Raw genomic sequence first — 24,376 nt, forward strand, 5'->3', positions numbered from 1 at the left:
CGACGGGTGGCGGCGCGGCGCGCGACGGCGGCGCCCCTCCGCGCCAACCCGGCCCCCCTTCCGCGCCAACCCCGCGCCAACCTTCCGGGAGCAAGGTGGGCCGCGTCACGACGACGTGACCGCGGGACCGCAGGGCCACCGCGAGTCAGCCACCGAGGAGAGCCGCCATGGTGTACGCGCAGCCGGGGACAGAGGGCAGCATCGTCAGTTTCGCCCGCCGCTACGACAACTTCATCGGCGGCGACTGGGTCGCCCCGGTGGACGGCCGCTACTTCGACAACCCGTCGCCGGTGACGGGCGAGACGTTCTGCGAGGTGGCCCGCTCGTCCGCGCCGGACGTGGAACTGGCCCTGGACGCCGCCCACGCCGCGGCGCCCTCCTGGGGCCGTACCTCCGCCGCGGAGCGGGCGGGAGTGCTCAACCGGATCGCGGACCGGATCGAGGCGAACCTGGAGAAGGTCGCCGTCGCGGAGAGCTGGGAGAACGGCAAGCCGGTGCGCGAGACGCTGGCCGCCGACATCCCGCTGGCGATCGACCACTTCCGCTACTTCGCCGGCGTCGTGCGGGCCCAGGAGGGCAGCATCGCCCAGATCGACGAGGACACGGTCGCCTACCACTTCCACGAGCCGCTGGGCGTGGTCGGCCAGATCATCCCGTGGAACTTCCCCGTCCTGATGGCCGCCTGGAAGCTGGCGCCCGCGCTCGCCGCGGGCAACTGCGTGGTCCTCAAGCCCGCCGAACAGACCCCCGCCAGCCTGCTGTTCGTGATCGACCTGATCGCGGACCTGCTGCCGCCGGGCGTGCTCAACGTCGTCAACGGCTTCGGCGTCGAGGCGGGCAAGCCGCTCGCCTCCAGCCCGCGCGTCGCCAAGGTCGCCTTCACCGGCGAGACCACCACCGGCCGCCTGATCATGCAGTACGCCAGCGAGAACGTCATCCCCGTCACCCTGGAACTCGGCGGCAAGAGCCCGAACATCTTCCTGCCGGACGTGATGGCCGCCGACGACGAGTTCCTGGACAAGGCCGTCGAAGGCTTCGTGATGTTCGCGCTCAACCAGGGCGAGGTGTGCACCTGCCCGTCCCGCGCCCTGATCCACTCCTCGATCTACGACGCGTTCATGGCCCGCTGCCTGGAGCGCACCGAGGCCATCGTCGGCGGGAACCCGCTGGACCCGGCGACCATGATCGGCGCCCAGGCCAGCAACGACCAGTACGAGAAGATCCTCTCCTACATCGACATCGGCAAGAAGGAGGGCGCCGAACTCCTCACCGGCGGCGGACCCCGCACCGTGAGCGGCCTGGAGGGCGGCTACTACATCGAGCCCACCGTCTTCCGCGGCGACAACGGCATGCGGATCTTCCAGGAGGAGATCTTCGGCCCGGTGGTGTCGGTCACCACGTTCGACTCGCCCGACGAGGCCCTCAAGATCGCCAACGACACCCTCTACGGCCTCGGCGCGGGCGTGTGGACCCGGGACGGCAGCACCGCCTACCGCCTCGGCCGCGAGATCAAGGCCGGACGCGTGTGGACCAACTGCTACCACGCCTACCCGGCGCACGCCGCGTTCGGCGGCTACAAGAAGTCCGGCATCGGCCGGGAGACCCACAAGATGATGCTCGACCACTACCAGCAGACCAAGAACCTGCTGGTCAGCTACGCGCCGCAGAAGCTCGGCTTCTTCTGATGGCCGCCCGCACGACCCGTGTCGAGCTGACGCCGGCCGCCGAGGACCTCCTCGCGCGGCTGGCCGCCCAGCACGGACCGGTCATGTTCCACCAGTCCGGCGGCTGCTGCGACGGCAGCGCCCCCATGTGCTACCCGCGCGGCGAGTTCCGGGTCGGCGCCGCGGACGTCCTCCTCGGCCGGCTGCCGGACGGCACGCCGTTCTGGATGAGCGCCGACCAGTACGCGTACTGGGAGCACACCCACCTCACCGTCGACGTGGTCAAGGGCCGGGGCGGCGGCTTCTCCCTCGAAGCCCCCGAGGGCGTCCGCTTCCTGATCCGCTCCCGTGTCTTCACCGACGAGGAGTGGCGCGGCCTGACGGCCGAACCGCCGCTGCCCACCGGGGCCGAGACGCAGGCCGCGGACTGAGCGCGCCTCGCGTTCGCCGCTCCCCGGACTGAGCGCGCCTCGCGTTCGCCTTCTCCCGGCCGGGCGGGGCGAAGGCGAGGCGCGGCACGTCCGGCCGGCGCCGGCCCGGCACGCGGCGTCACCCGTGCGAACGCCGACCTGTGGCAGGGGCGACCCGGGGGCGTGAGGGTGGACGGCATGGGCCAGCCACCGAGGAGCGACGCATGATCGTCACCATCGCCGGGGAGGAGGGCATGGGCCTCGGCCCGCCCCCGGCAGCCCACCCCCATGGCTCCTGAGCACCGCGCCCGCGCCATCCTGGCCGGGCTGGACGGCGTCCGGTCCGCACGGGGGAGCGTCTACGCCTTTACGAGGATCTGCACGCCCGCTCCGAGCTGGGCCGCCAGAAGCCGCGAACTGGGTCGCCAGGAGCACCACCGGACCGCGTCCGCCGGGGCGGGGCGCCTGCGCGCGTACGACTCCCGCTTACAGGAGGGAGTCGGCGGGACGGGCGTGGTCGGCGTGCTGGCTGAGGGCGACTGGCCGACGGTCCTGCCGCGCGCCGACAGGGACGCGCCGCAGGTCCGGCAGGCGACCGGACTGCCGTGCGCCGACGCGGTCCGCGACAGGGACGCCTCCGGGCGGCTGGTTTCCGTGGCGTACGCGTGCGGTCATGGTCTGCGCCTCACCTGGCTGCTGGGGGCGGCCCGTCCGGTGGCCGGGGCCCGAGAGAAGTCGCAGGGCACTGCGCTGACCGTGCTCCCGTCCGCCGAGGAGGCCCCCCGGCGGTGCGGCGCGGTGGCTCAGGACGTCCCGGTCGACTACAGCCCGCGCTGCACACCGGTCGTGCAGCCGATGCATGCGCTGCGCACCGGTCGTGCAGCCGACAGTGGACTCCGGCGTGCGGGCCCTGGTGGCGACCGCGCTGACCCGGCTGGCGAAGCCGGACCCGGGGCGCCGCGCGGCCGGTGAGCGCCGCTGACTCCTCTCCGCGCGGTCGACGGCGCCGCGGGCAAGCGGCTGCGCAGTCGCTCGGGAACGTCTTCCAGCCGCCGATCGTCTACTGTCTTGTAGACCTCTTCATCGAGCACGCACGGGTCCGGCGGGGGCGACGGACCGAAAGGTAGGCGCACGTGATCCTGGCCTTCGACGGATCCTCCATCGACGGGTCCCTCTACACCCGCGTCGTGACCGACGCGCAGCGATCGCCCGCGTGGCTGGACGGCGCCGTGTCGGCCTGGTCGACGTACGGGCTCGCGGTGTTCGTGCTGCTCATGGCCGTCGGCTGGTGGCGGGGGCGGCGGTCGGGGGCGGCCGCTGCGGTGACGGCGCTGGCGGTTCCGCTCGTCGTGCTGCTGGCCTTCGGCGCGGACATGGTCCTGAAGCTGGCCGTGCGGGAGCACAGACCGTGCCAGAGCCTGCGCATGGCGACGCTGGAGGCGTGTCCGGCGCCGGGCGACTGGTCGTTCCCCAGCAACCACACCGCCATCGCGGCCGCCGCCGCGGCGGCGCTGGTGTTCGTCTCGCGGCGCCTCGGCGCGGTCGCGGTCGTCGCGGCGCTGGCGATGGCCGTGTCCCGCGTGTGGGTGGGGGCCCACTACCCGCACGACGTGCTGGCCGGAGCGGTGGTGGGCGCCCTGGTGGCGCTGACGGCGATGGTCGTGCTGCGCCAGCGGTCCCAGGCGCTGGCGCGGTGGCTGACCTCCAGGCGTCTGGGCGCGCTGCTGCTCACGTCATGAGGCGCGCCGAGGCCGCCGACCTGGCGGGCGGCGGGGGCTCGGCGCATGGGCGGCGTCCGGAGTCGTCGGCGCGGCGGCGCCTGGCGGCGGCGCCTTCGCTCTCCTCGGCGTGGCGCCGCCCTGCGCGGCGGGTCTCCCGTCCCGGCTCGCGCTCGTCTCCTCACGGCGTGCGGCGCGCGGCGCGCGGTCTCGGCGGCGGCCGGGCGGCGCGTCAGCCGTCGGCGCCGCGGCGGCTCATGCGTCGGGGCTCTCGCCCTGGGCGACCTCGACCCCGCGGTGCAGCCAGACCGCCCCGGCCAGCGAGGAGGCGCCGGCCGCTGTGCACAGCAGGGCCATGGCCAGCAGCGCGGGCGCCATGCGCCGGACCGGGGCCTGCCGGAGCAGCGCCTTCACCCGGGCCGGAACGGGGCCCGTGGCGGCGCCCGGCGCCAGCGCCGGGCGATCGCCCCTCGCGCGGCTGCGGCTCGCGGCCAGTGCGGCCCGTCCCACGGCCTGCGCCGTGACGTCGCGGTCGCCGCACTGGCGGGCGGCGGCCTCGTCGGCCGCCCGCTCGGCGGCGAAGGACACGTGCGGGACGACGGCCGCCAGGGCGGGATGGCACCATCCGGCGAGCTGGGCGGCGGAGAGGAAGAGATGGTGCTTCGCGCGCAGGTGGGCGCGTTCGTGCGCGAGCAGCGCCTCGCGCTCCACAGGCCGCAGCGCGCGCAGCATGCCGGTGGTCACCACGATCCGGTGCGCCCTGCGGAAGCCGCCGGGCAGGGCGAAGGCGTCCGGGTGCGGATCGTCCAGGACGCACAGTCCCCCGGCGTCCGGCAGGCCGGCGACGCGGCCGTGCGCGGCGCGCAGGCGCGTCGCCTCGGAGACCGCACGCCGCAGCACCCGGCAGGCGGCCAGCGCGAGCGCCCCGGCGGACAGCGCCGAGACGCCGAGCACGAGCAGGCGCGGGCCCGCATGGAGGGGCTGGACCAGGTGCGTGAGGGTGGCGAGCGGAGGGAGGGCGAGGGCGAGCGGCAGGAGGAGCACTCCCAGGCAGGCCACGACGCCCACGGCCAGCGCGACGGTGGCGCAGGTGACCGTCCACAGCGCGATCTCGGGCCGCACCCGTAAGACGGTGCGGCGGGCCAGCGGCGGCAGGATCCACGGGAGAGCGAGCGGGATCAGCAGCAGGGCGATCACCGGCGCCCTCCCTCCAGCAGCCGCTTCAGCTCCGCCTCGTCGGCGGCGCTCAGCCCGTCGACGAACCGGGCCAGCACCGTGCTGCGATCGTCGTCCTGGTCCAGCTCCCGGTGCATACGGCGGGCGGTCAGGCCGTGGGAGTCCTCCACCGCGAAGTAGACGAACCCGCGCCGCCCCGGAGCGCGGTCCACCGCGCCCTTCTCGTGCAGCCGTGCCAGCAGCGTGGCCACCGTGGTGCGGGCCAGTTCCTGGGGTATCGCCGCTCTGACCTCCGCCGCCGACTGCGGCCCAGCCGCAGCCCACAGGGCCGCCAGCACGCTGGCCTCCAGTTCGCCGGCGGGCCTGCGCTCGCCCTCCGTGTCCGCCATGCCCTGTCCTCTCCGCCCGTCGCCTACGGTGAAGTAGACCGACCACCGAACAGTAGACGCAAGGGGACCGCCTCCTGCCGCGCCCGAGCGCCGCCGTGGTCCGTCCGCGTTCGGTGTCACCCGACAGCCCATTATCGAGGGGCCGCCCACCGGCTCGACGGGCGGGCGCGGCCCGCGGCGCCTGGGGGCGCCCAAGGGGAGCGTACGGCCGTGGAGCGGCAGCCGTACTCAGCGGCGGCCGAGCCGGGAGCGCGGGCGGCCGCGCTGGGCGCCGACCGCGACCCGCTGCTCCCGCGACGGCCCGGCGGCGCGGCGCTCCCGGGATCAGGCCGCGCGTCGCTCCGGTCCGGCGACGTGCGCCGCGGCGCCCCTGTCAGCCGGGGTGCGGGCGGGTCAGGCCGTGGTCGTAGGCGAAGATCACCGCCTGGATCCGGTCGCGGGCGCCGATCTTGGCCAGGACCCGGCCGACGTGCGTCTTCACGGTGGACTCGGACAGCACGAAGTGGGCGGCGATCTCGCCGTTGGTCCACCCCTTGCCGACGGCGACCAGGATCTCGCGTTCGCGCTCGGTGAGGCTGTCCAGTCTCCGGTCCTCCGGCGAGCCGTCCGAGCGGACCGGGACGAGCCGCGCGAACTCGTGCAGCAGCCGCCGGGTCAGCGCCGGAGCGATCACCGCGTCGCCGCAGGCGACCGCGCCGATGCCGGCGAGCAGCTCCTCCGGGCGGGCGTCCTTGAGGAGGAAGCCGCTCGCACCGGCGCGCAGCGCCGCGTACACGTACTCGTCCAGGTCGAACGTGGTCAGCACCAGCACCCGGGAGCGGCCGCCCGCGGCGGTGATGCGGCGGGTGGCCTCGATGCCGTCCATGCCCGGCATCCGTACGTCCATGAGGACGACGTCGGGGCGCAGCTCGGCCGCCTTGCGGACCGCTTCCGCGCCCTGCGCGGCCTCGCCGACCACCTCCGTCTCCGGGACCGAGTCCAGGAGCATGCGGAAGCCGTAGCGCTGGAGCGGCTGGTCGTCCACGATCAGCACAGTGGTCACCGGCGGCCGCCCGAGGACGCCAGATCGAGGGCCGCCTCCACGGTCCACCCGCCGCCGCTCGGACCGACGCGGAGCGTCCCGCCGTACAGCGCCGTCCGTTCCCGCATGCCCACCAGACCGTGCCCTTCCTCGCTCTCTGGGTTCTCTGGGTTCTTCGCGTTCTTCGCGATCTCCGGGTTCCGTGGACGCCGGCGCGCGGTCGCGGTGCCGGGCGGGCCGGTGTCCTGGACCCTGACGGTCAGCCGCGCGTCCCGCACGATGATCGCCACGTTGACCCCGGCGCCCACGCCCGCGTGCTTCAGCGTGTTGGTCAGGGCCTCCTGGGCGATCCGGTAGGCCGTCAACTGCACCCCGCTGTCGAGGGCGTCCACGTCGCCGGTCGTCCGGTAGACGACGTCCAGTCCGGCGGCGCGCACCCCCTCGCAGAGCGCGTCGACGTCGCCCAGACCGGGCTGCGGACTGAGGTCCGGCCCGTCCTGCGGGCTCCGCGACGCCTCCCGCAGCACGCCGAGCACCCGCCTGAGTTCGCCGAGGGCCTGGCGGCCGGTGTCCGCGATCAGGCGCAGGGCCTCGCCGCCCTGGCCCGGAGCGGCGGCGGTGGCGTAGGCCCCGGCGTCGGCGAGCGTGATGATCACGGACAGGTTGTGGCCGACGATGTCGTGCATGTCGCGCGCCATCCGGGCGCGTTCGGCCGCGGCGGCGAGCCGGCTGCGCTGGTCCCGTTCGATCTCCAGACGCGCCGCCCGGTCCCGCAGGCCCGCGAGCTGGGCCCGGCGGATGCGCACCATGAGCCCGAGCGCGAGGGCCGCGGTCGCCGTGCTGAGAAGGAAGAACAGCGCGTCCCAGACGGGCGCCGCCGCGGCCGCCCGCACCGCGACCAGCGCCAGCACCCCCGCCGTGACCGCGCAGGCCCACGGCAGCTCCCGCGTCCGCCCGTGCAAGGCCAGGCTGTACAGGGCGAGGAACAGGGCGACGTCCGCGCGCAGCGCCGCGCCCAGCGACCACTGGAGGACCAGGACGGCCGCGACGGCGCCGAAGGCAGCCGCGGGCCGGCGGCGGCGCCACAGCAGGGGCGCCGTGAGCCCGACCTGCACGGCGAGCATGGCCGCCGGCGGCAGCCGGGTGAACGCCGACCGGAACCGGCGCGGCCGGTCGGCGTCGCCGCCGACCGCGTGCGCCAGGTCCGGCACGCAGAACATCAGGAAGACCAGCAGCACCACGGCGGCGTCCAGCGCCCACGGACGCGCCCGGTCGGCCTGCCTCAGCCGCTGGCCGGCCCGAGACAGCCGGGCGACCAGCGGACCCATCCCGCCGATGTCCTGGGCGGGCGGGGCGGCCTGTGAGGTCACGGAGGTCACCTGGTCATCATGCGGCGTGTCACACGTCGCTGCGCAGCAGCCGGCCCGCCGCCCCGGCCAGCGCGAGCGCCGTCCAGCCGAGGAAGACCAGCAGACCGTTCCCGGGGGACAAGGCGCCGGTGTCCTGCGTCAGCGCGAACATCGACTCGCCCGCGTTGCTCGGCAGATAGGGACTGATGTCGTCCTGCCAGGAGCTGGGCAGCAGGGAGATCAGCCCCGGCACCAGCATCAGCGCGGCGATCAGCGTCGAGACGCCGCCGGCCACCGAGCGCAGCAGCGCGCCCAGGGCCACGCCGATCACACCGACCAGACCGAGGTAGAGCCCGGCGCCCAGCAGGCTGCGGACGACACCGGCGTGCGAGAAGTCCATGGCCGCCGAGGTGCCGGAGACGATGCGGCTGCCGAAGAAGAAGGCGACGAACGCGCCGAGCGTCCCGACGACCAGGGCGACCAGGCCGAACACGGCCGCCTTGGACCACAGCACCGGCAGCCGGCGCGGCACGGCCGCCAGCGTGGAGCGGATCATGCCCGTCGAGTACTCGCCCGCGGTGACCAGCACGCCGAGGACGCCCAGGGCCAGTTGGGCGAAGTTGGCGCCGAACAGCGACAGGCTGACGGCGGTGGAACGCGCGAAGCCCCCGTCCATGCGGGCCGTGCCGACGCTGGACGCGAACCGGCTGGAGGCGATCACTCCGAAGGCGACCAGGAACACCAGCCCCAGCCCCAAGGTGATCCAGGTGGACTTCAGAGACCACAGCTTGGCCCATTCGGAGGCCAGCACGCGCCGCCCGGTCACCCGGTGGGCGGGACGCGCGGCGGCGGCCTCGGCCGGCTCGGCGGTCGCGGTCAGGGCGCTCATGCGGTCCTCCTCACGGGCGCGACGCTCTCGCCGCCGCTCGACGAGCCGTGGTACTCCACGGCGTCCCTGGTCAGGTTCATGAACGCCTCCTCCAGGGAGACCTGGCGCGTGCTCAGCTCGAACAGCGGGATCCCGTGCTCGGCGGCCCTCAGGCCGATCTCGCGCGCGCTCAGCCCGGTCACCCGCAGTTCCTCGGAGCCGATCCGCCCGGTGACGTCGACGCCCGGCCCCGCGAGGACGTCCCGCAACCGCGCCGGGTCCTGCGTGACCACCCGCACGGTGTCCCCGCCCGCCTCGCGGACCAGCTCCCGCACGGTCGTGTCGGCCAGCAGCCGGCCGCGCCCGACGACGATCAGGTGATCGGCCACCAGCGCCATCTCGCTCATCAGGTGCGACGACACGAACACCGTGCGCCCCTGGGCGGCCAGCGAGGTCAGCAGGTTGCGGATCCAGAGCACTCCTTCGGGGTCCAGGCCGTTGACGGGCTCGTCCAGCATCACCGTCTGCGGGTCGCCCAGCAGCGCCGCGGCGATGCCGAGCCGCTGGCCCATGCCGAGGGAGAAGGCGCCGGCGCGCTGCTTCGCCACGCTGCCCAGTCCGGCGAGTTCGACGACCTCGTCGACGCGGCGGCGCGGGATGCCGTGGGTCAGGGCCAGCGCTCTGAGATGGCAGTAGGCCGAGCGGCCGGGATGGACCGACTTGGCCTCCAGGAGGGCGCCGACCTCCTGGAGCGGGGACCGGTGCTGGGCGTAGGGGCGGCCGTTGACCGTCACCGTGCCGCTCGTGGGTGCGTCCAGGCCGACGATCATCCGCATCGTCGTGGACTTCCCCGCGCCGTTCGGTCCGAGGAAGCCGGTCACCGTGCCCGGCTTCACGGTGAAGTCCAGGCCGTCCACGGCCAGTTTCTCCCCGTACCTCTTCGTCAGCTTCCGCGCTTCGATCATGGGCGCTCTCTCTCCTGGGGGCGGCGTCCGTCGCTTCCGACGTGTCTTTCACAACGTATGACCGGAAACGCCCGGATCCGGTGGTACCGGGGGCGGAAGCGGACCATGCGGGTGGTACCGCGGTACTACGCGCCCCGGGGCGGCCGCCTCCAGCGTCCGCCGCTCCCGCCGGACGGCGCCTGCCGCATGCCGCGTGTTCGTCCTCAACGACCGGGATCCGCGGGCGCGCAGTCCTGCGGCGGCCCGTCAGGGGCGGGTGCGGCGCCTATGGTGATCGAGGCGGGAAGCCACCGGGCCGCCGACCACAGGCACACCCCGAGCCAGGCCACGGCGAACAGCCAGCCGCCGACGACGTCCGTGCACCAGTGCACCCCCAGGTAGACCCGGGTCGCGCCGACCGCCGCGCCCCAGCAGCCGATGACGACCCGCAGCGCCGCCGTCCCCGCCCCGCGCGGCGCCCGCAGGGTGACGGCGAGGATCAGCAGCCCGGCGGCGAGGGCCGCGCTGGTGCTGTGCCCGGAGGGGAAGGCCCAGCCGGAAGGGTGCGCCGCCCAGTCGGCGCGCGGCGGCCGGGGCCGGTGGATCAGCTCCATCAGCTCGTACCGCAGCGCCTGGCCCACGGCCAGACAGGCGACGCACAGCGCGACGGCGCCCAGCCGCCGCCGCACGGTGCGTGCCGCCACGAGACCGGCCGCCGCGGCCGCCGCGTAGGGGACGGCGCCGGTCCCGGTGGCCGTCACCGCGCGCGCCAGAGCCGCGGCGGCCTGCGGACGGTGCCCCACCGCCCAGGACAGGAGGGGGCCGTCCGGCCCGAGCGGCGCGCCGCCCGCGCCGACGATCAGCGCGGCCAGCGCCCCGACCAGAAGCGACGCGCCCAGGGCGGCGCGACCGGCCGGGCGGGACAGATCGCGGCGGCTCATGCGGCGGGCAGGGGGGAGGCGGGGGGCCGCGGCATCTGGCGTGCCGCGTCCGTGGAGACGCCGGTGAGACGCGGTCCGGCGAGGGCTGGTCCGATGAGGGGCGAGCCCGTGAGGGCTGGTCCGGTGAGGTGGGAGATCACTGGCGTCCTCCGTCGGCCTTGGCGGTCCGCCGGCCGCGCAGGACCTCCAGGGCGACCGGGAGCAGCGACGCGAGGAGGATCAGCGCCACCAGCGGCAGCAGGTAGCGGTCGACGTTCGGCACCGAGGAGCCCAGCGCGTACCCCGCCAGGATGAGGCCGATCGTCCAGACCAGGCCGCCGATCGCCTGCCACACCGTGAACGTGCGCACCGGGACCTCCAGGGCGCCCGCCAGCGGGTTGAGCACGGTGCGCACCACGGGGACGAACCGGGCCAGGACGACCGCCTTCGCGTGCCCGTACCGCTCCAGCAGCTCCTCGGCCCGCTTCGTCCCCTCGTGCAGACGCGGCGACCGGCTGCGCGAGATCAGGGCCGCTCCCGCCTTCCGGCCGATCAGGTATCCGCACTGGGCCCCGGCCAGCGCGCCGACCGCGGCCGCGACGGTCAGCGGCGCCAGGGACAGCTTGACGGGCCGGTCCGCGGCGCCCGTGCACAGCAGACCGGCCGTGAACAGCAGCGAGTCGCCCGGAAGGAAGAACCCGATCAGCAGTCCCGTCTCGGCGAACAGCACCACGCCGACGCCGAGCACCCCGAAGGCGGTCAGCAGGGACCGGGCGTCGAGCACGTTCACGGCGAGCTGCGACGCGAGGTGAACTGATGTGGTCATGCGAACCCTGGACCTTTCCCCGGCAACGATGCGATGGTGGACGAGCGCGAGCGCGACGACTACAAAAGAGTAGACACTGCGGAGAACGATAGCCGCACGAGAAGCGTTCCCGGCGCACCCGATCTCCCGGAATCCCGCGCCGCGCCCCTCGGCGCACCCTTCGCGCCGCACCTAGCCGCCGGTCCCGCGGCCCGTTCTCCCACCGTTCGCCGTGCCCCATGAAGGTCGCTTCGCAGCAGCGTACGATCGTACGTTCGCAGAGTGTACGATCGTACGCATGCCGACCGACTACTTCGCCGACGACCCGCGCACGCAACTGGAGCGCATGCTCGCGGGGGATCTCTACATCTCCGACGACCCGGAGATCGCCCGCCGGCAGCAGCACGCCATGCGACTGGCCGCCCGCTACCAAGCCGCCTACGTCGAGGCGCCCGACGCCGCCCGGCCGATCCTGTCCGAGCTGCTCGGACACGTCGGCGAGGGCGTGGACGTACGGCCGCCGCTGTACGTCGACTACGGCAGCAACATCACCGTCGGGGCGCGCACCTTCGTCAACTACGGCCTCACCGCGCTGGACGTCGCACGGATCACCATCGGCGAGGACTGCCAGATCGGGCCCCATGTGCAGCTCCTCACGCCCACCCACCCCGTGGAGCCCGAGCCCCGCCGCGACAAGCTCGAAGCCGCGCGGCCCATCGTCATCGGCGACAACGTCTGGCTCGGCGGCGGGGCCGTCGTGTGCCCCGGGGTGAGCATCGGCGACAACTCCGTCATCGGCGCGGGCGCCGTGGTCACCAAGGACGTGCCCGCCGACGTCGTCGCCGTCGGCAACCCCGCCCGCGTCGTCCGCGCCCTCTGACGGCACGCCCCCTCCCGGCAGCACACCTGCGATGGCCACCGGACACGCCGACCCGCGGCGGCGCGAGCGGATCGTCGCCGCCGCCCTCGACCTGATCGCCGACGAGGGAGTCGCCGGCGTCTCGCACCGCAAGGTCGCCGCTCGGGCCCAGGTGCCCCTGGGCTCGATGACCTATCACTTCGCCGGTCTGGACGACCTGCTGCGCCAGGCGTTCGCCGCCTTCGCCGACCACGTCGTGGCGCTCTTCGAGCACCACCTCAGCCGAGCGACCGACCGGGAACAGGCACGCGAAGCCGTCACCGACCTCGTCCACGTGCTCTCGCGGAGCCCGTCGCGCGACCTGGTCCTCACCCAGGAGCTGTACACCCTCGCCGCGCGCCGCCCGGAGTTCCGGGAGCTGACCCACCAGTGGATGCGCCGCAGCCGCTGCCTGCTGGAACGGCACTTCGACGCGGACACCGCCCGCCAGCTCGACGCCCTGATCGAGGGCATGAGCCTGCACCGCGCCCTCGACACCCGCCCGCACGACCGCGCGCTGACCCGGCAGGCCGTCGCCCGGATCACCGCCGACCAGCGACCGCCCGACGGGCCAATGTGAACGCGGGGCGCGACGCGGCGCGAGTGCGCCCGGCGCCCCCGAGCCCGGTCACACGACGTCGGAGAAACGTCTCCTCGGCGTAGCGCCACCCCAGGGTCACCCTGGGGTGGCGCTACGCCAGGGGAGCACCACGCACAACGGGTTGGCGCCCAGCGCTGCGCCCACGGCCCGCGCGGCCCGCGGCCGCCCCAGGGCCGCGGGCAGTTCCCCGTATGTCGCCGTGGCCCCGTACGGCGCGAAGCCGTCCAGGCTCGTGGCGGTCGTACGGCTGAACGGCGTGGCCAGGCGCAGAGCGGACGGCACGGCGAACGTCCGGCCGCTGCCGTCCAGATACGCGTCCAGCTCGTGCACGGCCTGGTCGATCACCCGCCGCTGAGGAGTTGCTCCTCAGTCGTCGAGCGCGCTCATGAGCCGGCGGGCGGGGTGCGGTAGCCGTGGGCGACGATGCGTTCGGCCATCGCCTCGTAGGCGGCGGGGGCTTCGGGGGCCACGGCGCCCAGACCGTCGACGTACCGGTTGAACATGCAGAAGGCCGCGGCGATGAGAACGGTGTCGTGGATCTCCGTGTCGGTGGCGCCCGCCGCGCGGGCGGCCTTCACGTGCCGTTCCTCGACCTCCCGCCCGCCGCGTTGGACGGCGTCCGCGAGGGGCAGCAGCGCCGCGAGCTTCGGGGAGACCGGGGCCTGGGCCGGGTCGGCGCGCACCTGGTCGACCAGGGCCATGCCCTCGGGCAGTTGCGCCGCCGCGAACGCGGCGTGGGAGGCCGTGCAGAAGCGGCAGCCGTTGAGGTGGGAGACGCGGGCGGCGATGAGTTCGCGCTCTCCGCGGCTGAGCGCGCTGGGGCCGCGCAGCAGGACCTCGGCAAGCTCGCCCAGGGGCTTCGCCGTCTCCGGGCGGAAGGCGAAGAGCGCCGAGATGCCGGGCAGTTCGGCGTTCAGGGGGATGTGCGGCATGTGGATGACTCCTTTGGTGGGCCGAGGCGCCGGGGGCCAGGTGCGGCGCCCGGAGAGATCCCGGCGACTGCGAAGGTTCTCAGGCTGGCCCAGTGCGGGACGGCCCGTCGTGAAGATCCGTACGGCGCCGGGTCAGCCGCTGATCTCCTCCAGCCGCCGCTGCTTCGTCTCGGGGCCGAACCACACGAACGCGAGCGCCGCCGCCAGCAGGGGGACCGCGCCGAACAGCGCCGTCGCGGCGATCGACGGCACGGTGGCGGCTGCCAGCGTCGCCGCCAGGATCAGCACCCCGCCCGCCTTCGTCATCCCGGCCGCCAGCCCCGCGCCCCGTGACCGGACAGCGGTCGGATAGACCTCGGCGGCGTAGCCCGAGACGGCCGCCGCCACCGAACTCAGCCCCGACAGCGGGACGATGAGCAGCAGCGAGAGCAGCAGGTGGTGGTCCGCGATCGAGTTCCCCGCCAGCACGAAGCCGAGGAGCGTGACGCCGGTCAGACCGCTCAGGGTCACCAGCGTCACGCGGCTGCCGAACCGTCCGTACAGCCACGCCGTCAGCACCGTCAGCGGGATGCCCAGCAGGGCGGCGTTGCGCACCACGTACGCTGAGTTGACCGCGGAGAAGCCGAGCCGGGCCAGGTTGGTGGGGATCCACTGCTGGAAGCCGTAGGTCGTCAGGCCGACGCCGACGCTGAGCACGGTGATGGCCGCCGTGGGCTTCAGGTGGCTGCCGCGCAGCAGGGTGACGAAGCCCGGGGTGCCGGAGGGGGCGGGCGTGAACGGGGCGGGAACGGCGGCTTCTTCGTCCGGTACGACGGCGGCCCCGTAACGCGCCATCACCGCCTCGGCCTCCGCCCCGCGGCCCTGCGCCATCAGGAAGCGCGGAGACTCCGGGATCCACCGGATCAGGGCCAGGAACAGCAGCCCGGTCGGGAGCCCGATCAGCCACAGGATCCGCCAACTGTATTCCGGCGTCAGTCTCGCCGCCAGCCAGCTCGTGATCACGTACGCCCCCGCGACGTCGCCGCCCACCAGCACCATGAGCCAGCCCCGGTGACGCGCCGGGATGGTCTCGGCGAGCAGCGTGAAGGTGATCGGCAGCATTCCCCCGGCGCCGATGCCCATGATCAGGCACATCGCGACGTTCCACGCGAAGCTCGGCATGGTGCCGCAGATCGACGTCGTGACGAACAGCATCCCGGCGAACACGATGGACGCGCGCCGCCCGATGCGGTCGCCCAGCCAGCCCCACAACCAGGATCCGAGCACCGTGCCGGTGATCCCCGAGAACGGCAGCCACACGACGCTGACGTGCCCGCCGGGGTTCGCGGGCGAGCGCAGCCCGTACTCTGCCGCCGCGCCCGGGGCGACGAAGGCGAGCGACGTCGGCTTCATGACGTCGATCGTCACCGCGACGGCCATCACGATCAGCAGGAGCACGTGCTGGGTGCGGATCGGCGCGTCGTCCAGGGCGCGGACGGGGGCGACGGTCCGCGTCGGCCTCGGTCCGGGCGCCGGGACCAGCCCGTACAGCGACGCGGCCAGACCGGCCACGATGAGCGCCATGCCGGCGATCATCCCCGGGCTGGTCCCCATGCCGGCCAGCCGGTAACCCATGTCCCGGGCATGGACGTACATCGGGAGGTGCAGCACGACGCCGGCGGTGCACGCCGCCGCGCCGAGCCAGAAGACCAGGGGGTTCCGGAAGCCGCGGGCTGCGACGCCGTGCGGGCCGTGAGTGGGAGGCATGCCGTGCCTTACCTCTCGTCGGGATTGAAGGAGAGCGCGACCCGGGCGCTGAACAGGCCGCGCGGGTCACCACATTGGGGGGAGCCGGGATCGCCTGGCTACTCGGGTCTTGCTGTCTTCTGCGGCGTCACGGCGTCACGGCGTCATGGCGTCATGGCGTCACGGGGCGCCGGCTCGCCGGGGCCGTCCGCGGCGCCGGCCCGGGGGCGGTGCCGGGGGATCAACGGCGTCAGCAGGGCCCCCGCCCACAGCACCGCGGCCACCAGCCACAGCGCCGGGCGGGACGCCGACAGCAGCGCGGCGGCCAGCTCGGCGCGCGCCCGCGCCGGCAGACCGGCGGGCGCCGTCCCGGCCGCCGCGGCGCCCAGCCGGTGGTCCAGCACGGCGCCGAGCACGGTCGCCCCGAGCACGGCGCCTGTTTGGCGCGCGGTGTTGAGCAGACCCGAAGCGGCTCCGGAGAGCTGGGGCGCGACGTCGCGCAGCGCCTCGGTCGTCGCGGGCGCCAGCGCCAGGCCCATGCCCCCGCCGAGGACGGCCAGCGGAAGGAAGAAGTCCGTGGCGTGCGCGGTCCGTTCGGCGACGAGCGCCGTTCCGGCGACGCCGCACCCGAACAGCACCAGGCCTGCACCGAGCAGGGGACGCCCGCCGAGGCGGTCCGCCAGACGCCCGGCGAGCGGCGCCACCGCGCCGATCATCAGCGTCATCGGCAGCGCGGTCACGGCCGAGCGGAGGGCGCTCATGCCCAGCGCGTCCTGGGTCAGCAGCACGAACACCAGCAGGAAGCCGTAGAGCGCGAACGAGCTGAGCAGGGTGAGCACGGCCGGCACGGCGAACCGGCGGTCCGTCAGCAGCTCCGGGGGAATGAGCGGTTCGGGCTGGCGCCGGTCGCGTCGAGTGAGCCAGCCGAGCAGCAGCACGGCGACCGCCAGCACCGCGGCCGTGGCGGCGGCGCCGTGGCGGCGGCTTTCTACGACGCCGTACACGAGGCCGAACAGGCCGAGCGCGGCGAGGACCACGCTGACGGCGTCGAGCCGGCGCGCGCCCCCGGTGCGCAGGTCCGGGACGAACCGGACGGCGAGGACGGCGCCGGCCAGCCCGAGCGGGAGGTTGATCCAGAACACCCACCGCCAGCCGTGTCCGGTGACGAGCCAGCCGCCGAGATTGGGCCCGCAGACGGAGGCGAGTCCGGCCACGGCGGTGAAGACGCCGAGCGCGGCGCCGCGACGGCGCGCGGGGAAGAGCCCGGCGATCAGGGCCAGCGCCTGCGGGACCAGGGCGGCGGCCCCGACGCCCTGCGCCACGCGCGCGGCGATCAGCTCGCCGGGGGAGCGGGCGGCGCCGCACAGGGCGGAGGAGGCCGTGAAGGCGACGAGGCCGAGGACGAACATCCGACGGGGGCCGACGACGTCGCCGAGCCGCCCGAGCGGGAGCAGGAGGGCCGCGAAGGCCAGCAGGAACCCGTCGAGCACCCACACCATCGCCGACAGGTCCGTGCGAAGCGACGCCATCATGGCGGGGACGGCCGTGTTGACGATGGTGGTGTCGAGCACGATCAGGAAGTTGGCCAGGCACAGAACGGCGAGCGCGTGCCACGGGCGGACGGTCCCCGCGCCCACGTCAACGGCCCCGCCGGTCGTCGGACGCGGACCCGGAATTGGGCGTGGACCCGGACCCGGATCCGGAGCGGGACCCGGGCGCGGGGGCGGACGCGGACCCGGGTGACGGGGCGGACCCGGAGCCTGGCCTGGGCGTGGAGCCGGGCGTGGGGGCGGACCCAGAGCCGAGCGCGGGCGCGGGTGTGGACCCGGATCGGGAGCGGGACCCGGGCGCGGGGGCGGACGCGGACCTGGGCGTGGACCCGGGTGACGGGGCGGACCCGGAGCCTGGTCTGGGCGTGGAGCCGGGCGTGGACCCGGAGCCAGGTGCGGGTGCGGATCCGGACCGGGACCCAGGCGCGGGCGTGGACCTGGGCGCGGGGGCGGGCGTGGACCTGGGCGCGGGGGCGGACCCGAGGCCGGGCGCAGGCATGGAGCCGAGCGTGGGCGCGGGCCCGGACCGGGACCCGGGTGCGGGTGCGGGTGCCGAGACCGTGCCCGCGCCCCTCGCCAGCAGCGTTCCCGCGCGGCGCGCGGCGGTGAACGCGGACCACGCGATCAGCGCGACCATGTCGCCGTCGCCGAACCCGGCGGCGCGCAGCGGCGCGACGGACGACTCCTCGACCCGGTAGGAGGCGAGCGCGGTCGACAGCGCCACACGGGCGGCGGCGCGCTCGACGCGGGGAAGTCCGGCGACGGCGTCCTCGATCCGGCGGGCCCCGTCGAGCCCCGGTGCGCGACCGTCCCAGTCCGCCAGCTCCTTCTCCAGCAGGGCGCGGACCGGCGCGGGGACGACCCGCTCGCCCGCCTCGCCGATCGCCGCCGCGGCCCTGGCGAACGCCCCCGCGACGGTCGGCACGGCACGCGCCCAGCCCAGGTCGTCGGGCAGCGCCGCGGCGGGCAGCAGATCCAGCGATCGGCCGGGTTCGCGGTGGGCTCGGGCGCTCTCCCCGAGCGCCCGGCCGAGCAGCCGCAACGCGGTCGCGCGCACGGCCGCCGGAGTCCGGGGCGGGATCGGCGACGAGTCCAGGAACACGTTCACCACGCGGTTGAGGTAGTGGAAAGTGACCGCCACCCCGGTGAGTTCGGCGCTCTCGTGCGGTCCGCGGTCCGCACCGCCGTCGAGACCGTCCGGACCCGCTCGTCCCGCGGCCCACAGCGCCGCGGACCGCAGGGCGGGATCCGTCACCGCCTCGAACCGCCCCCGGGAGATCGCCGCCGCGTCCCGGCCGCCCCGCATCCCGAGCAGCGTGGCGCCGTGCACCTCGACGCAGTAGGGGCAGGCGTTCGCGAAGGAGACCGCCGCGGCGACGGCCTCCTTCTGCTCGCGGGGCGCGCTGCCCGTCGCCACCAGCGTCTCGCGCAGCATCGTCCACGCCGCCGCCAGCACCGGCGGCTGCGGCGCGTGCAGGACGACCGGCGGTGCGAGCAGGCCGAAGTCGCGCCGGACCTCCTGGAAGACGGCCGCTGCCGGGCCGCCCGCGCGCGGCGGCGGAACGGCGCGGATGTGCCGCAGCCGGGCGAGCGAGTGCCGCACCGCGGGACGTAACAGCATGCGCACCACTGCGTTTCCCCTCTCTCGTCGGTCGTGGTCCCCGGCGTGCGGAGGTCCCGGGCCCCTCAACGACGGGTCAGATAGGGCAGTTGGCCGCGGACGCCGCGGCGGCCCCCCGTCCCGCCGTCCGGCGTCGGCGCGCCGTAGGTCACGTCGACGCCCCGTTCCCGGGCGGCCGCGACGATGCCGGGCATCGCCCGCTCGGCGAGCGCCGAGACGGTCATCGCCGGGTTGACGGTCAGCGCGCCGGGCACCGCCGAGCCGTCGGTGACGAAGACGCCGGGGTGACCGCGCAGTTCGTGGCGGTCGTCGAGGGCGGACGTGTGCGGGTCGTCCCCGATCCGGCAGGAGGCCAGCGGGTGCACGGTGTAGGCGCCCACCACGTCGTTGGTCCACGGCATGACGCGTGCCAGGCCGTCCCGCTCCAGGATGCTCCTGATCGCGGCGTCCGACTCCGCCCAGCCGCGCTGGGTGTTGGCGCTCGGCCGGTACCGCAGCGGGCCGCGTCCGAGCATCTGCTGCGAGATGCGCTCCGCGTTCCCGGTGGGCGGCGGCGGCCCGAACTCGCCCTCGTTGTCGTCCTCGACCATGGTGAACACGGTCAACCACGACTGCCACCGCTCGACGAGCTTCTTCTTCTCCGCGCCGAACCACGAGGGGCCGTGCGCGTCCGGCACTTGGGCGAGGATCGTGCCGAACCCCGGCGGGAAGTAGAGCTGTTCGAGGGAGTAGCGGGAGTGCTCGGGCAGGCTGCCGTCCAGGTTGTCCCAACTGGCCACCACGGGGCCCTTGCCGATCTGGTTGGCGTGGTAGGCGGCGCCGTCGCCCCGGTCCAGTCCGAGCAGGTCTCGGGCCTTGTCCTCGTCGATGACGGCGGTGTTCAGGCGCTCCCCGTTGCCGGAGAAGTAGCGGCCGACCGCGTGCGGCATCGGGCCGAGGTCGGGCGCGGAGCGTTGCAGGACGGCGGGCGTCGCCCCGGCGCCGGCGGCCAGCACGACGATCTTCGCGTCGATGGCGCCGCTGCCGGTGTGGACCCGGTAGTCGACCTCGTCGACGGTCGTGTAGTGGACGCGGTAGCCGCCGTCGTCCGTGCGCGTCAGCCGCTGCACCTCGTGCAGCGGACGGATCTGCGCCCCGTACGCCCGTGCCGCGGGGAGGTAGTTGAGCAGCAGCGAGCGTTTGGCGTCGAAGCGGCAGCCGGCCATCATCCAGTTGCAGTTGGTGCACTTGGACGTGTCGACGGCCGTGGGGACCGGGTTGGCGGTGCGGCCGGCGTGGTCGCAGGCGGCGGCGAAGAGCCCGCCGGCGTACGAGACGTCGTCCCAGCTCTGGGTCCGCACCGGGAGCGCCTCGCTGACCACGTCGTACCAGGGTTCGAGGGCGTCCCGGTCGATCGCGGCGGGCCACATGCGGCGTCCGATGGAGCCGCGCCGCTCGAAGACGAACCGGGGCGCGCGGGGCATGGCGGCGAAATAGACGACGCTGCCTCCGCCGACGCAGTTGCCGCCGAGCAGGCTCATGCCGTCGCCGACGACGAAGTCGAAGATGCGGGTGAAGGAGGCCCCGAGGAGGAAGTCGTGCTCGAAGTCCTCGGACTCGAGCCAGGGACCGCGTTCGAGCACGGTCACCTTCGCGCCGCCCGCGGCGAGGTGGTAGGCGGCGATGGCGCCTCCGAAGCCGCTGCCCACGACCAGGACGTCGGTGCGTTCGATCTCGTTCATGCCAGGCTCCCGGAGGGCGCGGTGTCCGGATGGAGACGGGCGAGCGGCCGGCCGTAGGAGAAGGCGGGGAAGCGCCACAGGCCGTCCGCGTCCGGTTGCGTGAAGCCCAGGGCGACGAGCCCGGGATGGCCGTCGGCCATGGCCTGGGCGGTGGGCAGGTGGGCGCCGGTGTCGAACGCCATGTTGCAGAAGATCGTCAGCAGCACCCACAGATCGCGCTCGGGGTGGCCAGGAGCGACGAGCGCGGCGACGAGGGCGACGCGCTCGTCGTGGGGGAGGGCGGTGAACGCGGAGACGCCGGGGTCGAGCGGGATGCCCTGGCGTTCCGCGTGGGCGCCGGCGTGCTCGTCGAGCGAGCGGGCGTAGTCGTCCAGGGCCGGGGTCAGCCCGGTGGCGGGGGTCTCCAGCAGGGCCATGGCGCCTGCCGCGACGGCCCCGGGCCCCTTCGCGGCCCCCGCCACCGCCCGGTCTTCCGAAAACCGCTTCTCGCCAGGGACGATGGTGTCCGCGAACGCCTCCAGAGTGCTCGTTCTGTCTGGATTTCCGCCTGTGTGAACGGGCTGCACGACGGCTCCTTTTCGACATTCAAGCGCGGGTGTATGCCGAGGGCGCTAGATCGTTTACCGAATGCGGTAGTGCGCCCTCGTTGTCGATCGTCCGCCATTCGCGGAGATAGGACATCTCTGGGATTGCCGACGCAGAGTGGCCGAATGTGCCCGCTAGATATGGCCAGCATGCGTGATTGAGTCGCTCGCCGGGATGGGTAGAGACGTTCGTGGCCCGTACTGTCGCGGCGCCGTGTCGCATGATCGCATATCGTTTCAGGTTCAATCAGGGGACCGGGATCTCAAAGCTCTGGAGGCTCACATGAGTGACGGCAATCATGCGATCAGCAGCATAGAATTAGCGGTGGAGCGTGCCGCGGCGGCGATGCGGGAGAATTTCAGAGACGCGCTGAGCCTCGGTGACATGGCAGAATGCGCCATGTACAGCAAGTATCATTTCTCGCGTGAGTTCCGTCGGGTCACCGGAGTGTCGCCCGCGCGCTTTCTCTCCGCCCTGCGTATTCAGGAGGCTAAGAAACTGCTGTTGACCACCGATATGACGGTCACCGCCGTCAGTCACACGGTCGGCTACAGCAGTGTCGGAACATTCAGTGCGCGATTCGCCAGCAGCGTCGGCATCCCGCCGACCGAATACCGGCGCCGACAGGGTTTCGTCGAATCCGTGGATCCCGCGGACTATGCGCCGATCGGCGGCACGGTGAGCGGCACGGTGATCGCACCGCCGGATGCGGATCTAGGGCTGGTGTTCCTCGGCCTGTTTCCCAGCAGGGTGCCCGAGGGGCAACCCGTGCGATGCACCGTCCTGCGGAAGCCAGGACCTTTCGAGATAGGAAACGTCCCGATGGGTTTGTGGTATCTTCTCGGCCACTCGGTGCCCACCGCGGCCCGTGAGGCGCTGACCGACGACCAGGCCGTCCACGTCGGCAACTTCGGACCGATCGACATACGGTCCGGGGCCACGGCGGTCCGCGTCGACTTCCCTCTGAGGGGCATGCGGATCCTCGACCCCCCGGTGCTGCTCGCGCTCCAGCGCGTCCGGTCCGACGCCTTCGAGGGAGGGCTCGTCCCCGAGGCGAACTGACGCGGGCGGCGCGCCGGACGGCTCGCCCGGCGGCCGACGGACCGCCTCACGGCGCGCGGTGCACCGTCACCGGCAGCCCGCCGCGCACGCCCAGCGACAGCATGGGCTCCGGAACCACCCGGTGGCCCGGGACCTTGACCAGCCGCAGCTCCCTGCTCAGCAGCGCCACGGTGAACACCGCCTCCAGCAGACCCAGACTGCTCCCTATGCACACCCGCGGACCCGCTCCGAAGGGGATGTGCGCGTACCGCGGACGCCCCCCACGCCGCTGCGCCGTGAACCGTTCGGGCAGGAACTGCTCCGGCGCCTCCCAGAACGCGGGGTGGCGGTGCAGCGTGTACGGGCAGATCAGGACGTCCGCACCGGGCGGCACCCGCAGTCCGTCGATCTCGTCCTCGGCCTGAGCCTGCCGCGGCAGAATCCACACCGGCGGATACAACCGCATCGCCTCCTCGACGACCAGTGCCGTGTAGGAAAGCCGGTGCAGGTCCTCGTACACCGGCAGCCGGTCCGCGCCGAGCACCGCCACGGCCTCCTCGTGCAGCCGGTCCCGCACCTCGGGGTGGCGGTCGATCAGGTGACACGTCCAGCCGAGCGTCGACGCCGTGGTCTCGTGGCCGGCCAGCAGAAGAGTGATCAGCTCGTCGCGCAACCGCCGCTCCCCGGTGCGCTGATCGGGCTCCGCGCGGACCGACGCGATCAGGCGGGACAGCGCGTCGTCGGCGTCCGCCAGCGGGCCGCGCCCGCCGCGCTCGGCCGCCAGTCGCTCGACCACCTGCTGCAACCGCGCGCGGGCCCTGCGGAAACGCAACTGCTTGGGCAGCGGCGCCCACATCGGCAGCGCGCCCATCGTCACCATCTCGAACATGGCCTGGTCCTGGACGGCTTCGAAGGCGTGCCCCAGGTCGGCGAACGCCCCCAGGTCGGCGTCCAGCAGGGTGCGGCCGAGCACGCCGAGCGTCAGCCCGGTCAGCTCCTCGGTCAGGTTCACCGGGCCCCGGCCCTCACGGGCGCGCAGCCGCTCCACCAGCGCCGCCGCCTCCTCGGCGACCACCCCGGCCTGCCGGGCGATCCGCTGGTGCTGGAACGCGGGCTGCACTGCCTTGCGCTGCCTGCGCCACAGCTCGCCCTCGCTGGTCAGCAGACCGTCGCCGAGGGCCCGTCTGGCCTGGGCGAGCCCGATGCCCTTGTGGTAGTTGGCGGCGTTGTCGGCCAGTACGTGCTTGGCGTGGTCGGGGTGGTTGAAGAAGTACAGGGTCTTCGGGCCCAGCGAGAGCCGGACGGCGTCGCCGTAGCGCGCGGCGGCCGTCATCATCGCCAGCCGGTCGCCCGCGAGCAGCCGCACGAAGGACGGCAGGGTCCGCAGCGGCGGGCTCGCGTAGGCACGGCGCGGGGACGCGGCGGTCGCCGCGCGCGCACCGGCGGCGGTCACCGGGGCTCCGTCGCGCCGGTGATCCGCGCGGCGATGGCGCGCCGCCAGACTTCGTACGCGGGCAGCGGCCCCGCCGACGTTCCCCTCGGGCGCACCTCCTGGGTGACGGCCGCGGCCTCCTCCGGTTCCATCCCGCACAGCACCCGCGTGGCCAGGGCGGTGTGCGCCACGTGCAGACCGGCGCGCAGCCTGGCCTCGGCCGCGAACGCGCTGCCCTGCGCGAGCGCCCCCCGGTGCTCGCCGCCGCGTTCCCGCAGCACCGTCAACTCCCGCTCGGTGCAGCCGCCCGCGTACGTGGCGGCGAGCCCGACGCCGCTGTACAGGTCGCGCCGACGGGACGCGGGGAATTGCGCGACGGCGGTGGCGACCAGGTCGGCGTCGGTGCCGCAGACGAACCACAGCGCCCGGCCGACGCCCTGGTCGACGGCGTTCGCGGCGTAGTCCGGATGGTCGTGCGCCGGCCAGGGGAAGCGCGGGTCGCGGTACTGGCCGCCGACGTACCGCTCGGTGCGGAAGTACGCCTGGTGGAAGCCGTATCCGTCCAGCACCAGCCAGCGCAGCAGCGGGTCGAGCGCGCCGACGTCGGGCCAGCACGCGCGCGGCAGCCGGGCCATGGCCCACCCGACGCCCACGTACACCATGTACTCATGGGGGCCGCCCCGGCCGGCGAGCAGCCGGTCGACATGACCGCGGCCCAGGCCGGGCAGGCCGTCGAGCATGGCCGCGCCCATGCCCGCCCCTTCGTAGGCGAAACCGCGGAACCGCTGCTCGATCGCCTCCAACCGGTCCTCGGCCTCGGTCGTCGACCGGGCGCCCACGGCATGGCCGTAGCCCTCGAGGAAGCGGCGGCCCACGGTCTCCAGCAGTTCCTGGGCCTCGGGCGACTTCCGGTGGAAGCCGCGCTCGTCCAGTGAGGTCGCGGTGACACTCGGCGTCAGGACGCGTGCGCGTAACCTGCCCAGTGCGGTCGGCATCTGTAACCCCT

Annotated in this window: 23 protein-coding genes and 1 pseudogene; 7 read left to right on the top strand and 17 right to left on the bottom strand. The window is 74.2% G+C overall.

Annotated features, from left to right (window positions below; translation table 11 throughout):
- Positions 1 to 167 precede the first annotated feature (167 nt).
- The 4 genes from adh to ABZ861_RS21245 all read left to right on the top strand — a co-directional run bounded on the left by adh (position 168) and on the right by ABZ861_RS21245 (position 3,813).
- The gene (adh, locus tag ABZ861_RS21230) at positions 168 to 1,685 is read left to right on the top strand and encodes an aldehyde dehydrogenase (RefSeq protein ID WP_361632304.1); all 1,518 of its coding nucleotides are present in this window, start codon (positions 168 to 170) and stop codon (positions 1,683 to 1,685) included.
- The gene (locus ABZ861_RS21235; protein ID WP_361632306.1) at positions 1,685 to 2,095 is read left to right on the top strand and encodes a DUF779 domain-containing protein; all 411 of its coding nucleotides are present in this window, start codon (positions 1,685 to 1,687) and stop codon (positions 2,093 to 2,095) included. Before adh ends, ABZ861_RS21235 begins: the two co-directional genes overlap by 1 nt.
- Before the next feature lie 267 nt (positions 2,096 to 2,362).
- A complete protein-coding gene (locus ABZ861_RS21240) occupies positions 2,363 to 3,046 on the top strand; it encodes a hypothetical protein (RefSeq protein WP_361632308.1) in 684 nt (227 codons plus the stop codon).
- Positions 3,047 to 3,207: 161 nt separating this feature from the next.
- Complete coding sequence (locus ABZ861_RS21245) at positions 3,208 to 3,813, top strand: phosphatase PAP2 family protein (protein WP_361632310.1); 606 nt, start codon at positions 3,208 to 3,210, stop codon at positions 3,811 to 3,813.
- 234 nt (positions 3,814 to 4,047) lie between these two features.
- On the opposite strand, the gene ABZ861_RS21250 is transcribed toward ABZ861_RS21245, so the two are convergent.
- From ABZ861_RS21250 to ABZ861_RS21285, 8 genes are all read right to left on the bottom strand, one after another.
- Positions 4,048 to 4,989, bottom strand: a complete 942-nt coding sequence (locus tag ABZ861_RS21250; protein ID WP_361632312.1) for a M48 family metalloprotease — start codon at positions 4,987 to 4,989, stop codon at positions 4,048 to 4,050.
- On the bottom strand, positions 4,986 to 5,357 hold the full coding sequence (locus tag ABZ861_RS21255; protein WP_361632314.1) for a BlaI/MecI/CopY family transcriptional regulator: 372 nt from the start codon (positions 5,355 to 5,357) through the stop codon (positions 4,986 to 4,988). The genes ABZ861_RS21250 and ABZ861_RS21255 overlap by 4 nt, the downstream gene beginning before the upstream one ends.
- A gap of 373 nt (positions 5,358 to 5,730) precedes the next feature.
- Positions 5,731 to 6,399 carry a response regulator transcription factor gene (locus ABZ861_RS21260; protein ID WP_361632316.1) on the bottom strand — a complete coding sequence of 223 codons (669 nt, stop codon included), beginning with the start codon at positions 6,397 to 6,399 and terminating at the stop codon, positions 5,731 to 5,733.
- Complete coding sequence (locus ABZ861_RS21265; RefSeq protein ID WP_361632506.1) at positions 6,396 to 7,706, bottom strand: histidine kinase; 1,311 nt, start codon at positions 7,704 to 7,706, stop codon at positions 6,396 to 6,398. The genes ABZ861_RS21260 and ABZ861_RS21265 overlap by 4 nt, the downstream gene beginning before the upstream one ends.
- A gap of 70 nt (positions 7,707 to 7,776) precedes the next feature.
- Positions 7,777 to 8,616 (bottom strand): ABC transporter permease, encoded by an 840-nt coding sequence (locus ABZ861_RS21270; RefSeq protein ID WP_361632318.1) that lies wholly within the window; start codon positions 8,614 to 8,616, stop codon positions 7,777 to 7,779.
- A complete protein-coding gene (locus tag ABZ861_RS21275) occupies positions 8,613 to 9,560 on the bottom strand; it encodes an ATP-binding cassette domain-containing protein (protein WP_361632320.1) in 948 nt (315 codons plus the stop codon). The genes ABZ861_RS21270 and ABZ861_RS21275 overlap by 4 nt, the downstream gene beginning before the upstream one ends.
- 203 nt (positions 9,561 to 9,763) lie before the next feature.
- Positions 9,764 to 10,480 (bottom strand): phosphatase PAP2 family protein, encoded by a 717-nt coding sequence (locus ABZ861_RS21280; protein ID WP_361632322.1) that lies wholly within the window; start codon positions 10,478 to 10,480, stop codon positions 9,764 to 9,766.
- A gap of 136 nt (positions 10,481 to 10,616) precedes the next feature.
- A complete protein-coding gene (locus tag ABZ861_RS21285; protein WP_361632324.1) occupies positions 10,617 to 11,285 on the bottom strand; it encodes a DedA family protein in 669 nt (222 codons plus the stop codon).
- A 277-nt stretch (positions 11,286 to 11,562) separates the two neighbouring features.
- Here ABZ861_RS21285 and ABZ861_RS21290 point away from each other — a divergent pair, with 277 nt between their 5' ends.
- Together ABZ861_RS21290 and ABZ861_RS21295 are read left to right on the top strand one after the other, a co-directional pair.
- Positions 11,563 to 12,144 (top strand): sugar O-acetyltransferase, encoded by a 582-nt coding sequence (locus ABZ861_RS21290; RefSeq protein ID WP_361632326.1) that lies wholly within the window; start codon positions 11,563 to 11,565, stop codon positions 12,142 to 12,144.
- A gap of 31 nt (positions 12,145 to 12,175) precedes the next feature.
- Positions 12,176 to 12,742 (top strand): TetR family transcriptional regulator, encoded by a 567-nt coding sequence (locus ABZ861_RS21295; RefSeq protein WP_361632328.1) that lies wholly within the window; start codon positions 12,176 to 12,178, stop codon positions 12,740 to 12,742.
- A 120-nt stretch (positions 12,743 to 12,862) separates the two neighbouring features.
- Here ABZ861_RS21295 and ABZ861_RS21300 read toward each other — a convergent pair.
- From ABZ861_RS21300 to ABZ861_RS21330, 7 genes and pseudogenes are all read right to left on the bottom strand, one after another.
- Positions 12,863 to 12,976, bottom strand: a pseudogene (locus ABZ861_RS21300) (MGMT family protein); the annotation flags it as partial.
- A 170-nt stretch (positions 12,977 to 13,146) separates the two neighbouring features.
- A complete protein-coding gene (locus tag ABZ861_RS21305) occupies positions 13,147 to 13,695 on the bottom strand; it encodes a peroxidase-related enzyme (protein WP_361632330.1) in 549 nt (182 codons plus the stop codon).
- Between the two features lie 132 nt (positions 13,696 to 13,827).
- Entirely contained in the window at positions 13,828 to 15,441 is a 1,614-nt protein-coding gene (locus ABZ861_RS21310; RefSeq protein ID WP_361632332.1) for an MFS transporter, read from the bottom strand.
- Positions 15,442 to 15,584: 143 nt separating this feature from the next.
- On the bottom strand, positions 15,585 to 17,057 hold the full coding sequence (locus tag ABZ861_RS21315; protein ID WP_361632334.1) for a DHA2 family efflux MFS transporter permease subunit: 1,473 nt from the start codon (positions 17,055 to 17,057) through the stop codon (positions 15,585 to 15,587).
- Between the two features lies 1 nt (position 17,058).
- Complete coding sequence (locus ABZ861_RS21320; protein ID WP_361632336.1) at positions 17,059 to 18,591, bottom strand: carboxymuconolactone decarboxylase family protein; 1,533 nt, start codon at positions 18,589 to 18,591, stop codon at positions 17,059 to 17,061.
- Positions 18,592 to 18,656: 65 nt separating this feature from the next.
- A complete protein-coding gene (locus ABZ861_RS21325) occupies positions 18,657 to 20,312 on the bottom strand; it encodes a GMC family oxidoreductase (RefSeq protein WP_361632338.1) in 1,656 nt (551 codons plus the stop codon).
- The gene (locus ABZ861_RS21330) at positions 20,309 to 20,878 is read right to left on the bottom strand and encodes a DUF5987 family protein (protein WP_361632340.1); all 570 of its coding nucleotides are present in this window, start codon (positions 20,876 to 20,878) and stop codon (positions 20,309 to 20,311) included. The genes ABZ861_RS21325 and ABZ861_RS21330 overlap by 4 nt, the downstream gene beginning before the upstream one ends.
- 301 nt (positions 20,879 to 21,179) lie before the next feature.
- Between ABZ861_RS21330 and ABZ861_RS21335 the strand changes: the two genes are divergently transcribed.
- Positions 21,180 to 21,959: an AraC family transcriptional regulator gene (locus ABZ861_RS21335; RefSeq protein ID WP_361632342.1), complete on the top strand. Its 780-nt coding sequence runs from the start codon at positions 21,180 to 21,182 to the stop codon at positions 21,957 to 21,959.
- A gap of 46 nt (positions 21,960 to 22,005) precedes the next feature.
- Here the strand turns inward: ABZ861_RS21335 and ABZ861_RS21340 are convergent, their stop codons facing one another.
- On the bottom strand, positions 22,006 to 23,274 hold the full coding sequence (locus tag ABZ861_RS21340) for a cytochrome P450 (RefSeq protein ID WP_361632508.1): 1,269 nt from the start codon (positions 23,272 to 23,274) through the stop codon (positions 22,006 to 22,008).
- Positions 23,275 to 23,387: 113 nt separating this feature from the next.
- Positions 23,388 to 24,365, bottom strand: coding sequence for a DUF1702 family protein (locus ABZ861_RS21345; protein ID WP_361632344.1), 978 nt, complete (start codon positions 24,363 to 24,365; stop codon positions 23,388 to 23,390).
- Positions 24,366 to 24,376 lie beyond the last annotated feature (11 nt).

The organism is Streptomyces sp. NPDC046985, from assembly GCF_040644415.1.
Lineage (GTDB): Bacteria > Actinomycetota > Actinomycetes > Streptomycetales > Streptomycetaceae > Streptomyces.